The 12,518-nt window shown below is 69.2% G+C and carries 12 protein-coding genes; 2 read left to right on the top strand and 10 right to left on the bottom strand.

The window, feature by feature from the left end:
* Window positions 1-1,248 (bottom strand): MFS transporter, encoded by a 1,248-nt coding sequence (locus C6N31_RS33650; RefSeq protein ID WP_138354817.1) that lies wholly within the window; start codon window positions 1,246-1,248, stop codon window positions 1-3.
* 113 nt (window positions 1,249-1,361) lie between these two features.
* Here C6N31_RS33650 and C6N31_RS33645 point away from each other — a divergent pair, with 113 nt between their 5' ends.
* Window positions 1,362-2,381, top strand: coding sequence for a LacI family DNA-binding transcriptional regulator (locus C6N31_RS33645; RefSeq protein ID WP_138354816.1), 1,020 nt, complete (start codon window positions 1,362-1,364; stop codon window positions 2,379-2,381).
* A 184-nt stretch (window positions 2,382-2,565) separates the two neighbouring features.
* Here the strand turns inward: C6N31_RS33645 and prcA are convergent, their stop codons facing one another.
* The 6 genes from prcA to arc all read right to left on the bottom strand — a co-directional run bounded on the left by prcA (window position 2,566) and on the right by arc (window position 8,623).
* Window positions 2,566-3,315, bottom strand: a complete 750-nt coding sequence (gene prcA, locus C6N31_RS33640) for a proteasome subunit alpha (protein WP_138354815.1) — start codon at window positions 3,313-3,315, stop codon at window positions 2,566-2,568.
* Between the two features lie 64 nt (window positions 3,316-3,379).
* Complete coding sequence (prcB, locus tag C6N31_RS33635) at window positions 3,380-4,225, bottom strand: proteasome subunit beta (RefSeq protein ID WP_198358942.1); 846 nt, start codon at window positions 4,223-4,225, stop codon at window positions 3,380-3,382.
* Window positions 4,177-4,767, bottom strand: coding sequence for an endonuclease VII domain-containing protein (locus tag C6N31_RS33630; RefSeq protein ID WP_198358932.1), 591 nt, complete (start codon window positions 4,765-4,767; stop codon window positions 4,177-4,179). Before C6N31_RS33630 ends, prcB begins: the two co-directional genes overlap by 49 nt.
* Window positions 4,768-4,776: 9 nt before the next feature.
* Window positions 4,777-4,995: a ubiquitin-like protein Pup gene (locus tag C6N31_RS33625; protein WP_138354812.1), complete on the bottom strand. Its 219-nt coding sequence runs from the start codon at window positions 4,993-4,995 to the stop codon at window positions 4,777-4,779.
* A gap of 108 nt (window positions 4,996-5,103) precedes the next feature.
* On the bottom strand, window positions 5,104-6,615 hold the full coding sequence (gene dop / locus C6N31_RS33620) for a depupylase/deamidase Dop (RefSeq protein ID WP_138354811.1): 1,512 nt from the start codon (window positions 6,613-6,615) through the stop codon (window positions 5,104-5,106).
* Between the two features lie 241 nt (window positions 6,616-6,856).
* Window positions 6,857-8,623, bottom strand: coding sequence for a proteasome ATPase (gene arc, locus C6N31_RS33615; RefSeq protein ID WP_138354810.1), 1,767 nt, complete (start codon window positions 8,621-8,623; stop codon window positions 6,857-6,859).
* Window positions 8,624-8,875: 252 nt separating this feature from the next.
* On the opposite strand from arc, the gene C6N31_RS33610 reads away from it, so the two are divergent.
* Entirely contained in the window at window positions 8,876-9,175 is a 300-nt protein-coding gene (locus C6N31_RS33610) for a ferredoxin (RefSeq protein ID WP_138354809.1), read from the top strand.
* 45 nt (window positions 9,176-9,220) lie between these two features.
* On the opposite strand, the gene C6N31_RS33605 is transcribed toward C6N31_RS33610, so the two are convergent.
* The 3 genes from C6N31_RS33605 to C6N31_RS33595 all read right to left on the bottom strand — a co-directional run bounded on the left by C6N31_RS33605 (window position 9,221) and on the right by C6N31_RS33595 (window position 12,380).
* A complete protein-coding gene (locus tag C6N31_RS33605; protein WP_138354808.1) occupies window positions 9,221-9,781 on the bottom strand; it encodes a hypothetical protein in 561 nt (186 codons plus the stop codon).
* 203 nt (window positions 9,782-9,984) lie between these two features.
* Complete coding sequence (locus tag C6N31_RS33600; protein WP_232485981.1) at window positions 9,985-10,977, bottom strand: tRNA (adenine-N1)-methyltransferase; 993 nt, start codon at window positions 10,975-10,977, stop codon at window positions 9,985-9,987.
* Window positions 10,978-11,168: 191 nt separating this feature from the next.
* Complete coding sequence (locus tag C6N31_RS33595; RefSeq protein WP_244809099.1) at window positions 11,169-12,380, bottom strand: site-2 protease family protein; 1,212 nt, start codon at window positions 12,378-12,380, stop codon at window positions 11,169-11,171.
* Window positions 12,381-12,518 lie beyond the last annotated feature (138 nt).

Raw genomic sequence — 12,518 nt, 5'->3', positions numbered from 1 at the left:
TTACGCCTGATGCGTGGTCGTGAAACCGGGTTCGACCCCACCGATTCGATCTTTTTCCAACTCGGTTTTCAGGTTTGGGGACGCGAGGAATCGGGCGGTCGCGACCAGCACCGCCAGTGCGATGAATCCACCGGCCGCCGCGACGGCGAATCCGGCGGCGACCCCGCCGAACTGCGCGGCGGGTCCCGCGGCGGCCGTTCCCAGCGAGGCGCCGACGCCGATCGCGGTCACCAGCCAGGAGAACGCCTCGGTCACCGTGCCGCTCGGCGCGTGCCGGTCCACCACCACGAACGCGCAGGCCAGTACCGGCGCCAGGAACACCCCCGCGAGCCCGGACAGGACCGTCATCGCGACCACCCCGGGGACGAGCACCAAGGGCGCGTAACAGACGGCCAGTCCGACGGTGAGCACCCGCAGCCGGCGCTCCGGCGTACCCGGCCAGGTCCTGGCGCCGTACGTCACACCGCCGATGAGCGCGCCGAGCCCGAGCGCCGACAGCAGATAGCCGTTCACCATGCCGCCGCCGTGCACATCCCCGTACGCGACCGCGGCGACCGCGATCGAGCCGAGCGCGACACCGACGAAGAACAGGCAGCCGATCAGCGCGCGCAGCCCCGGGGCGCGCAGCGGTCCGAGCCAGTCGGCGGCCCGCGGTTCCGCCCGCCACTCGCGGGACGGCGGGGCCGTCACGACGCCCAGCGCGCCCACGACGCCGACCGCCGCGATCCACAGCACGGCGGCGGCCTCGGAGAACAGCGCGACCAGGCCGGTGACGAGGACCGGGCCGATGGTGAACAGCAGCTCCTGGGCGGCGGCGTCCAGGGCGTAGGCGGCGTGCAGCCGGTCCTCGCTCTTGAGGACGCCGGGCCACAGCGCGCGCAGCCCGCCTTCCAGCGGCGGGGTGAACAGCCCGGCGACCGCCATCGCCACACAGGCCACCGGCAGCGGGTCGGGGCCCACCAGGGCGAACAGCACCATGCCGGCGGCCGACAGGACGGCCGCGGGGAGCATCACCCGCGGCTGGCCGTACCGGTCGACGATCCGGCCCAGCAGCGGCTGGCCGATGGCCGTGCCCAGCCCGTAGAGCGCGCCCAGCGAACCGGCGAGCGAGTAGCTGCCCCCTTCGGAGCGGGTCAGCAGCACGATGCACAGCGCGGCCGTCGCGTTGGGCAGCCGGCCGATCAGCGTGCCGCCGAGCAGCCGGCCGGCATACCGCGTCCTCAGAAGATCCCCGTACCCCGCCGCCATGCCGGCTCCCCTCCCCCGGTCGCCGCCCGTCGCCGCCGAAGTGTTACGTATAACTTGATGCGTCATACGTACCATGACGGCAGGCCGCGGGTCCATCCGCGGGGACCGGAAGGATGCCCGGAGTGACCGATACCGCACGCCCCACCTCACGGGACGTGGCGCGGGCCGCGGGTGTCTCGCAGGCGACCGTTTCGCTGGTCCTGGGCGGAAAGTCCCGCGGGCGGGTCTCCGAGCGCACGGCGGAAGCGGTCCGGGCGGCGGCCCTGGCACTGGGCTACCGGCCGAACCTCGCCGCCCGCAACCTCCGGCTCGGCCGCACCCGGACGGCCCTGCTGGTCGTCCCGGCCCTGACCAACGAGTACTTCGCCCGGGTCTACACCGGCGCCGCCCGCGTCGCGGCGGAGCACGAGTTCGGCGTGGTGCTCTACCCGTCACCCGACGGCATCGGGCCGGCCCGCGACCCCTTCGGCTCGGCCCGCGCCTCGCTCGACGGCGTCATCGCGTCCTCGATGGCCGCCGACGCGCTCGACGCCATCGGCGGCGGCGACCTGCCGCTCGTGATGCTCGACAGCGACCCCGGCGCGGCCGGCGCCGGCGCCACCGTCAACTTCGACATCGCCGACGGGATGCGGCAGGTGGCCCGCTGTCTGCTCGGCCTCGGGCACCGCCGGTTCACTCATATGGCCTCAGCGGTCGACACCTGGACGTTCCACGTCCGCGCCGCCGCACTGGCCGGCACGCTGGCGGGCACGGGCGACGTGACCCTGCACACCGAGCGCTCCGCGCACAGCGTCGAGGACGCACGGCTCGCCGCCGAACGCGCCCTCACCCGGCCCGGGCCCCGGCCCACTGCCCTGGTCTGCGACGACGACATCCTCGCCGCCGGTGCGTGCAAGGCCGCCCGCCGACTGGGCCTGCGGGTGCCGGCCGATGTGTCCGTGACCGGATTCGACGACCTCGCGCTCGCCACCGCGGTCGAACCGGAACTCACCACGGTCCGGCTCCCCGCCGACGAGATCGGCGGCCGGGGCATGGCGGCGCTGCTGGCCGTCCTGGACGGCCGCCCGGCGAACAGCGCCGACCTCCCGGTGGAACTCGTGGTCCGCGGTTCGACGGGGCCGCCGGCGGCGTGAGACACCCCCTCCGGCAGGCGGGAGCGAACGTGAGGGGGCCGGGTCCGCAGGGGTGGGGTTTCGAAATGCTGCCGAGCTATTTGTGGGCCGCCAGGCCCGTAAATAGTCGATTTCGAAGCCCCGCCCCGGAGGACCCGGCCCCCGTCACCGGAGCACCGGCACAAGCCACGCGGCGGGCCGCCGGCTACTCCTCTTCCTCGTCCGAAGGATCATCCGTCTTGGTGGTCGCAGCGCTGTCCGCCTCCAGGAGACGGGCCAGCTGACGACCCAGGATCCGCTTGAACTTGCGCTGCTGCGGTCGCGTCCGGTCCAGCACCGCGACCTCCAACTGCTCGGCGGTGAGCGTGCGTTCCCCGCCGTTGCTGTCCCGGCCGAGGGACTCGGCCGCCAGTTTCAGCGCCTCCGCGAGCGTCATGCCGTCGCGGTGCCGCTGGTCCAGATACGCGCCGATCGAGTCCGAGTTGCCGCCGACCGCCACCGCGCCGTGCTCATCGACGATCGAGCCGTCGTGCGGCAGCCGGTAGATCTGGTCGTCCTCGGCGGCCGCGCCGACCTCCGCGACGATCAGCTCCACCTCGTACGGCTTCTCGCCGACGCTGGAGAAGATGGTGCCCAGGGTCTGGGCGTAGACGTTGGCCAGACCGCGGGCCGTGACGTCCTCACGGTCGTAGGTGTAGCCGCGCAGGTCGGCGTAGCGCACGCCGCCGATCCGCAGGTTCTCGAACTCGTTGTACTTGCCCACCGCCGCGAACGCGATCCGGTCATAGATCTCGCTGACCTTGTGGAGCGCGCGGGACGGGTTCTCGGCGACGAACACGATGCCGTCGGTGTACTGCAGCACGACGACGCTGCGGCCGCGCGCGATGCCCTTGCGGGCGTACTCCGCACGGTCGGCCATGGCCTGCTGGGGTGAGACATAGAACGGCGTCGACACCGGCTATCCGTCCCTTTCTGTCAGGTGACGAGGGTCTTCTTCTCGATCCGGTCCTGCCGGACCGTCAGAGCAGCTCGGCACGCGGGCCGTCGGGCTGTTCCAGCCGGCGCTCGTGGATGGCACGGACGACGTCGGAGGACTCGTCCTCGGTGAGCCTGCGGAAGCCCTCGTCGGTGATGACGGTGACGATCGGATAGATGCGCCGCGCCAGGTCCGGTCCGCCGGTGGCCGAATCGTCATCGGCCGCGTCGTACAGGGCCTGTACGACCAGCGTGATCGCCTGGTCCTCCGTCAGATCCTTGCGGTACAGCTTCTTCATCGAACCGCGGGCGAAGACCGAACCCGATCCGGTCGACGCGAAGCCGTGCTCCTCGGAGCGCCCGCCCGTCACGTCGTAGGAGAAGATCCGGCCCTTTTCGCGGTCCACGTCGTATCCGGCGAACAGCGGAACGACGGCCAGTCCCTGGAGCGCCATCCCGAGGTTCCCACGGATCATCGTGGAGAGCCGGTTCGCCTTGCCCTCCAGGGAGAGCACCGCGCCCTCGATCTTCTCGTAGTGCTCCAGCTCCAGCTGGAACAGCCGCACCATCTCCACGGCCAGCCCGGCGGTGCCGGCGATGCCCACGGCCGAGTACTCGTCGGCCGGGAAGACCTTCTCGATGTCCCGCTGCGCGATGATGTTGCCCATCGTCGCGCGCCGGTCACCGGCGAGGATCACCCCGCCGGGGAACGTCGCGGCGACGATGGTCGTGCCGTGCGGGATCTCGACGGCGCCCTGGAGCGGCGGCAGGCTCCGGTTGCGGGGCAGCAGATCCGGTGAGTGCTCGCCGAGGAAGTCGATGAACGAGGACGAGCCAGGCGTCAGGAAGGCAGCCGGTAGACGCCCTGTGCTACGAGTGTTGGCTTCCACACGTTTCCTTCCAGGTAAGCGGCAGCCCGGCGGATGGCATCAGGCCGGTCTTTCAACTGCCCCAGCGCGGCATTGCAGCTGAAGCACAGTACGCCTCGGACCCTACCCGTCTCGTGGCAGTGATCCACATGTTCTGCCGAAGCGGCCAAACAGATCGGGCACACGCCCGCTTGAGAGGCGATCAGCTCGTCACGCTCGGATATCGTGATGCCGTACTTCCGCTTGAAGTAGCTCTCACGGTTGCGGCCGGCGCGACAGGGCCTGCAGTAGCTGGACCAGCCGTCAGGCGAAGTGGAATTGCGTTCCCAGTCCGCAAACGGCTTGATCGTTTCGCACTGCGGGCACCTCTTGGAGCCTTCCGGTACCTCGAACTTCGGCCGGACCGCACGGCCTTTGGCTTCTTGACGCTGCCGGCAATACTCGGCTGAGCAGTTCCGGCAGTACGCCTGAAGACCATCCTCCGTCGACCGATTGCCGGCGAAGGCGCCGTGCGGCAGCGTCCCTTTACACCGAGAGCAGCGCTTCGATTTCGCGTCGTTCATATACGTGGACTACTGTCCACCCTTCTGAACGAAGGACCTCACGAAATCCTCAGCATTGGCCTCGAGTACATCGTCGATTTCGTCCAGGATGTCGTCGACGTCCTCCGAGAGCTTCTCGTGGCGCTCCTTGAGTTCGTCCGAGGCTTGCGCGTCCTGCGCTACCTCTTCGACTTCTTCTGTGGCGCGTGTCGCCTTCTGCTGTCCGCCGTCGGTGTCCTTCGTAGCCATGACGCTCACCCCGCTCGGTTGCGTTTCCCACTTGATCAGACCCTACAAGCCGGGTCCGACATCGGCCCTGTTTCCGCTCACTTGCTTGATTCCCGGTTCTGGGCCATTTCAGCCGCCGGAAAGGATGCGGACCAAGTCTTCCGCCGTACGACAGCGGTCCAGGAGCTCCTTGACGTGGTTGCGGGTGCCGCGTAGCGGCTCCAGGGTCGGCACCCGCTGCAGGGAGTCCCGGCCCGGCAGATCGAAGATGACCGAATCCCAGGAGGCGGCGGCGACGTCGTCGGCGTACTGCTCCAGGCAGCGGCCGCGGAAGTAGGCGCGGGTGTCCTCGGGGGGCTTGGTCTCGGCCCGTACGACCGCAGGCTCGTCCAGCAGCCGTTTCATGCGGCCGCGGGCCACCAGACGGTTGTAGAGGCCCTTGTCGGGCCGTACGTCGGCGTACTGGAGGTCCACGAGGTGCAGGCGCGCGGCGTCCCATTCCAGGCCGTCACGGCGCCGGTAGCCCTCCAGGACCTCTTTCTTGGCGACCCAGTCCAGCTCGCCCGACAGGCTCATCGGGTTGTTCTCCAGCCGGTTCAGGACGTCCTCCCAGCGGCTGAGGACATCCTTCGTCTGGTCGTCCGCGTCGGCGCCGAACCGCTCCTCGACGTACTTGCGGGACAGGTCGAAGTACTCCATCTGGAGTTGTACGGCGGTCAGCGTCCGGCCGCTGCGGAGCGTGATGAGATGTTGCAGTGTGGAGTCGTGGCTGACCTGGTGCAGGGTGCGCACCGGCTGGTCCACGGCCAGGTCCACCTTGATGAAGCCGTCCTCGATCATCGACAGCACCAGGGCGGTGGTGCCGAGCTTGAGGTAGGTCGAGATCTCGGAGAGGTTGGCGTCCCCGATGATGACGTGCAGCCGCCGGTACTTCTCCGCGTCCGCGTGCGGTTCGTCCCGGGTGTTGATGATGGGGCGTTTGAGGGTGGTCTCCAGGCCGACCTCGACCTCGAAGTAGTCGGCGCGCTGGCTCAGCTGGAAGCCGTGGTCGTGGCCGTCCTGGCCGATGCCGACGCGGCCGGCCCCGGTGACGACCTGGCGCGAGACGAAGAACGGCGTCAGATGGCGCACGATGTCCGAGAAGGGGGTCTCCCGCTTCATCAGATAGTTCTCGTGGGTGCCGTAGGACGCGCCCTTGTTGTCGGTGTTGTTCTTGTACAGGTGGATCGGCTGGGCGCCGGGGAGCTGCGCGGCCCGTTCTGCGGCCTCGGCCATGATGCGCTCGCCCGCCTTGTCCCACAGGACGGCGTCGAGCGGGTTGGTGACCTCGGGTGAGGAGTACTCCGGGTGGGCGTGGTCGACGTAGAGCCGCGCGCCGTTGGTGAGGATGACATTGGCCAGGCCGATGTCCTCGTCGGTGAGCTGGCTCGAGTCCGCCGTGTCACGGGCGAGGTCGAAGCCCCGGGCGTCACGGAGCGGATTCTCTTCCTCGAAGTCCCAGCGGGCGCGGCGCGCCCGGTGCATCGCCGCCGCGTACGCGTTGACGATCTGGGACGAGGTGAGCATGGCATTGGCGTTCGGGTGGCCGGGAACGGAGATGCCGTACTCCGTCTCGATACCCATTACTCGCCGTACGGTCATGCGGCCCTCCTTGCCCGGCGCCGCCCCGTGCTGGGGCTGACGCTCAAGTACCGCTGCGCATATGGCCCGAGCGCGACTGCTGTTCCCTGAGCCGCACTGCATGGCGCGGTACGGAAGAGCCTAGAACGCGATGGCGGCGGTGGGGAGATCATTTCACTCATTGCTCCGGTCCTGGCCTACCTGTGGACAAACACTCCGGCTGCGGGAACCCGGTCGGGGCGCCCGCAGCCGGAGGTCTGCTTTACAGGTACTGCCCGGTGTTGGCCACGGTGTCGATGGAGCGGCCGGTGTCCGCGCCCTGCTTTCCGGTGACGAGCGTGCGGATGAACACGATCCGCTCGCCCTTCTTGCCGGAGATGCGGGCCCAGTCGTCGGGGTTGGTGGTGTTGGGCAGGTCCTCGTTCTCCTTGAACTCGTCGACACAGGCGGCGAGCAGGTGGGCAACGCGAAGACCGCGCTGGTTGTGGTCGAGGAAGGCCTTGATCGCCATCTTCTTGGCCCGGTCCACGATGTTCTGGATCATCGCTCCGGAGTTGAAGTCCTTGAAGTACAGGACCTCCTTGTCGCCGTTGGCGTACGTGACCTCCAGGAAGCGGTTCTCCTCCGTTTCGGTGTACATCCGCTCGACGACGGCCTGGATCATGGCCTCGACGGTGCCGGCCTTCGATCCGCCGTGCTCCGACAGGTCCTCGCTGTTGAGCGGGAGTGTCGGAACCAGGTACTTCGAGAAGATGTCCTTGGCCGCCTCGGCGTCCGGCCGCTCGATCTTGATCTTGACGTCCAGACGGCCGGGCCGCAGGATCGCCGGGTCGATCATGTCCTCGCGGTTGGAGGCGCCGATGACGATGACGTTCTCCAGGCCCTCCACCCCGTCGATCTCGGCGAGCAGCTGGGGGACGATGGTGTTCTCCACGTCCGAGCTGACACCGGATCCGCGGGTGCGGAAGAGGGATTCCATCTCGTCGAAGAAGACGATGACGGGGGTGCCCTCGCTCGCCTTCTCCCTGGCTCGCTGGAAGACCAGGCGGATCTGACGCTCGGTCTCACCGACGTACTTGTTGAGGAGTTCGGGACCCTTGATGTTCAGGAAGTAGCTCTTCCCCTGCGGCTGTCCCGTGACTTCGGCGACCTTCTTGGCAAGGGAGTTGGCCACTGCCTTGGCGATGAGGGTCTTTCCGCAGCCGGGGGGGCCGTAGAGCAGCACGCCCTTGGGCGGGCGCAGCTCGTACTCCTTGAACAGATCCGCGTGCAGATACGGGAGTTCGACCGCGTCCCGGATCTGCTCGATCTGACCGGCGAGGCCGCCGATCTGCTGGTAGTCGATGTCAGGGACCTCTTCGAGTACGAGGTCCTCGACCTCGCTCTTGGGGACCCTCTCGTACACGTAGCCGGAGCGGGGCTCCAGCAGAAGTGCGTCGCCTACGCGGAGAGCGCCGTCCAGGAGTGGCTCGGCGAGCCACACCACCCTCTCCTCATCGGTGTGTCCGACGACCAGGGCTCGTTCGCCGTCCTCAAGGATCTCCTTGAGGGTGACGATGTCGCCGACGCGCTCGTACTTCATGGCCTCGACCACATTGAGCGCTTCATTGAGCATGAGTTCCTGACCTCGCCGGAGGTCTTCAAGTTCGACGGAGGGGCTGACGTTCACCCGCAGCTTTCGGCCGCCGGTGAAGATGTCCGCCGTTCCGTCCTCGTTCGCCTGCAGAAAGACGCCGAAACCGGCAGGAGGCTGTGCGAGCCTGTCCACTTCTTCCTTGAGGGCCACGATCTGGTCGCGGGCCTCGCGGAGAGTGTTCGCGAACCGCTCATTCTGAGCGGACACGCCTGCCAGGTTGGTCTGCAGCTCGACGATCCGCTCTTCGAGAATCCTCGTGTGACGCGGAGAGTCGGCGAGCTTACGTCGCAGGACGGCGATTTCCTGCTCAAGAAAGGCGACCTGGCTCGCGGTGTCTTCTGAACCACGAGCGGGTCGGCCGCCACGGGTGATGTCGTCGTCGTGGGCCGCCACGGTCCTCACCTCCTCCAAGGGGAGCTGGACGTTTCCAGACCCTACCTGGGCCGGTGGGGGTTGAAACCCCTAGATCACAAAGACGGTCGGGGTGTGTCCGATCTTCACCCTTGCGTACGTCCTCACGCCAGGGGGATACCCACGGATCAACATCGGAAAGCGGCCGGTTGTATCGTCGGTTCGGTCAACACCCGTCAGGGACTGTTGCGGTCCGTGTCCGGGCCGATCCATGAACGGCAGGCGAGGTACCCCGTGAGTGACGTGTCCGAGGCCGGCGCGGAAGAGCTGGAAGTCTGGATCGACCAGGACTTGTGCACCGGCGACGGGATCTGTGTGCAGTACGCGCCGGAGGTGTTCGAGCTCGACATCGACGGGCTGGCGTACGTCAAGGGCCACGACGACGAGCTGCGGCAGGCGCCGGGCGCCACGGCGCCGGTTCCGCTGACGATGCTCACCGATGTGGTGGATTCGGCCAAGGAGTGCCCCGGCGACTGCATCCATGTCCGCCGCGTCACCGACCGGGTCGAGGTGTTCGGTCCCGACGCCGGGTGACAACCGGCGGGCGGCCGGTGACGGCCGGCAGCGCCGGGTGACGGCTCAGACGCTGTTCGCGAGCGCACCCGGCGTGGCGTAGTACCGCCCGGCCCGCCACTGCCAGGTGTACGCGCGCTTCTGGTCCGGGCAGCAGCGCGGCGTGGTGTCGCTGGAGTACCCGAGGACCGTCGCCCTGATGGTGCGGCCCTGGAGCCCGAAGCCGGTGATGCTGCGCTCCTCCGCCGGATCGACCAGCGTGGCGACGATGCGCGGCGCGCTGCCCGGCGCCGCGCCGGCCGTCAGGACGAAGACGCCGGTCGGCGGGGTGCCCGCCTCGGCCGGGCAGTGCACGACGACGACGGTCTCGGGCCTGCCGTCCTGGTCCAGATCCCCCGAGACGCGGCTGACGACGTCCACCGGGGCCCCCGCGCAGTCGAGCGGGTACACGGCCGCCTTCGGGTCCGGTGCGGGCCGTGGGGTGGCCTGGGAGGCGTGCGTGGAGGCATCGGCGGGCTGGACGAGGGCGCCGGCGCCGATGATCGCGCCGAGCAGCGCGGCGGTGGAGATCCAGTGCACCGAGCGGGCTCGGGTATGCGGAAGGGCCGGTCCTGCGGAGGGCTGCACTCGCCTGGCTCCTGGGGAGTTCGTTCGAGGGGGGTGGCCAGCATGGTGCCACACGTCACACTCGGGTGGAACAGCAGGTGCGGCCGGGAGTACCGGGACAGCGGAAATGCGGGAGGCGCCGGTGCCGGAACCCTTGCGGGGGTTCCGGCACCGGCGCCTTCCGTTGCTCTCGGCGGGCTCTCGGCGGGGCGGTGGGCCCGGTACTACTCGGCGGGCGCCTCGGGGGCGGCCGGCGCCTCGACGGCGGGCGTCTCGGCGGCAGTCACCTCAGCGGGCTCTGCCGAGGCGGCGGGCGCGTGCTTGCCCCCGCTTTCGCTGCCGGGGCCGGTGTAGTCCTCGCCGTACGAACCCTTGGAGGGCCGGCGGCGGCGCATCGGCGGCTCCACGCCGTCGGCGAGCCGGCGGGCGGTGAGCAGGAAGCCGGTGTGCCCGATCATGCGGTGGTCGGGACGGACCGCGAGACCCTCGACGTGCCAGTTGCGGACCATGGTCTCCCAGGCCGCGGGCTCGTTGAAGGTGCCGTGCTCACGGATGGACTCGACGGTGCGGGCCATCTGCGTGGTGGTGGCGACGTAGCAGCACAGGATGCCGCCGGGGACGAGCGCCTTCGAGACGGCGTCGAGGCATTCCCAAGGGGCGAGCATGTCCAGAATGACGCGGTCGACATCGGTGTCGGACAGATGGTCCTGGAGGTCGCCGACGGTCAGCTGCCAGGCGGGGTGTTCCCCGCCGAAGTAGCGCTGGACGTTCTGGGTGGCGATCTCGGCGAAGTCGGCGCGGCGCTCGTAGGAGTGCAGCATGCCCTGGTCGCCGACGGCGCGCAGCAGGAAGCTGCTGAGCGAGCCTGATCCGACTCCCGCTTCGACGACCCGGGCGCCGGGGAAGATGTCGGCCATCGCCAGGATCTGCCCCGCGTCCTTGGGGTAGACCACGGCGGCACCGCGTGGCATGGACAGGACATAGTCGGGGAGCAGGGGACGCAGCGCCAGGTAGGCGACGTTCCCCGTGGTACGGACAACACTTCCTTCGGGAGCACCGATCAACTCGTCGTGCTGGAAAGCGCCCTTGTGGGTGTGGAACTGCTTTCCGGCTTCGAGCGTGAAGGTGTAGTGGCGTCCCTTGGGGTCGGTGAGCTGGACCTGGTCCCCGACTTGGAATGGGCCGCGACGGCGGGCGGCACCGGTCGGTTCGGACATGTGAACAGCGTAGCTGGCTTTTTTGGGGCTCGGTTCGCCAGGGCGGGTGAGCCGAAGGGGCGCGTCGCTGTCGAACGGGAGAGCGCGCGGAGATCGTGAGGTACGAGCGATCGAGCACGGTCGGCCTCCCCCGAACCCCGTCCGGGGGGACCCATGGAGCGGCTGTAGCGCCCCGGAGGCGATCCGAGCCCCTAAGAAGCGGGCCTGGCCATCGCGGCCAGGAAGGCCTTCTCCACGTCCGCCGTGGACAGCACTCCGTAGATCTCGCCCGTCGGCTCGACGACCAGGTACTCCGTCGACGGCGTCGCCCGCAGGGTGTCGAGCAGGTCCTCGCCCGCCAGTTCCGTCGAGACCCGCATGCCCGGCTTGAGGTCCTGGGCCAGGCCGCTGACCGCGACCCAGGGGCGGCGGTGCTCGGGGATGCCGACGATGGCGGCCTCGCGGACGACCGCGGTCGGGTCCCCCTGGCCGTCCACGACGACCAGGGCACGGGCGCCCGCCTCGTTGGCGCGGCGCAGTGCCTCGGACAGCGGGGTGTCGGAGCTGACGGGCACGGCGCGCCGGGTGAGGGTGCGGGCCCGCAGGTCGGGGAGGCGTTCGCGCAGCCGGGCCATGCGCAGGCTGTTCCCGGCGCCGGTCCAGATGATGGCGGCCAGGATCGCGGCGAGCAGGGCGTCGGTGAGCGAGTCGAACCCGCTGCTGTCGGCGGTGTTGTCGTACGTGAGCAGGGGCAGTCCGAGGACGGCGATGGCCAGCGCACGGCCGGTCCAGGCGGCGGCGACCGTGCCGCTCATCGGCTTGCCGGTGATCTTCCAGACGACGGCCCGGAGCATCCGGCCGCCGTCCAGCGGGAGGCCCGGCAGCAGGTTGAACACCGCGACGATCAGGTTGCTGATCATGAGGCCGGCGAGCAGCACCCCGGGGACGGTGCCGGGCTCGACGACCTGCATGCCGCCGTAGAAGACACCGGCCAGCACCAGGGAGAGCAGCGGGCCGACGAAGGCGAGGACGAACTCCCGGCCGGGGGTCTCGGACTCCTTCTCGATCTCCGAGACACCGCCGAAGAACTGCAGCTGGATACGGCGCACGGGAAGGTCGAAGCGCAGGGCGGCGACGGTGTGCGCGAGCTCGTGGATGAGCACCGAGGCGTAGAAGGCGACGGCGAAGAAGAGCGAGACGAGGTAGCGGATGTTGCCGAGTTCGGGCAGCACCTTGTCGAGCTGGCCGCCGAAGACCCAGGTGATGAGGGCCGCGACCAGGAACCAGCTGGGAGCGACGTAGACGGGCACGCCGAAGATGCGGCCCATGAGGATGCCGCCGCCGGCTTCGCGCGGGCTCTTCTTCTGACCGTTCCCCGGCTGGGCCTGCGTGCCTTGGGACGGCGGCTGCCCGCTCTCGCTCACTGGTTCCCCTCGTTCATGTGTGAACCCTCGCACCGGCTGAATTGATCTTGCAATGCGAGGGGCTCTGCCATCGATGGTATTGCCCGGTGGTCCGCGGCCGACACCGGCTGTCGGCGGGAGGCCGTAGGGTCGTCTGCC

The sequence above is a fragment of the Streptomyces fildesensis genome (assembly GCF_016107395.1).
Lineage (GTDB): Bacteria > Actinomycetota > Actinomycetes > Streptomycetales > Streptomycetaceae > Actinacidiphila > Actinacidiphila fildesensis.
The sequence above is the reverse complement of the archived record's forward strand: the minus strand, read 5'-3'. Positions and strand labels throughout refer to the sequence as shown.

Bases quoted from the DNA above. Each gene is read 5' to 3' on its own strand.
- C6N31_RS33650 (WP_138354817.1), bottom strand. From the start codon at position 1,248: ATGGCGGCGGGGTACGGGGATCTTCTGAGGACGCGGTATGCCGGCCGG.
- C6N31_RS33645 (WP_138354816.1), top strand. From the start codon at position 1,362: ATGCCCGGAGTGACCGATACCGCACGCCCCACCTCACGGGACGTGGCG.
- C6N31_RS33630 (WP_198358932.1), bottom strand. From the start codon at position 4,767: ATGAACGACGCGAAATCGAAGCGCTGCTCTCGGTGTAAAGGGACGCTG.
- C6N31_RS33625 (WP_138354812.1), bottom strand. From the start codon at position 4,995: ATGGCTACGAAGGACACCGACGGCGGACAGCAGAAGGCGACACGCGCC.
- dop (WP_138354811.1), bottom strand. From the start codon at position 6,615: ATGACCGTACGGCGAGTAATGGGTATCGAGACGGAGTACGGCATCTCC.
- C6N31_RS33600 (WP_232485981.1), bottom strand. From the start codon at position 10,977: ATGTCCGAACCGACCGGTGCCGCCCGCCGTCGCGGCCCATTCCAAGTC.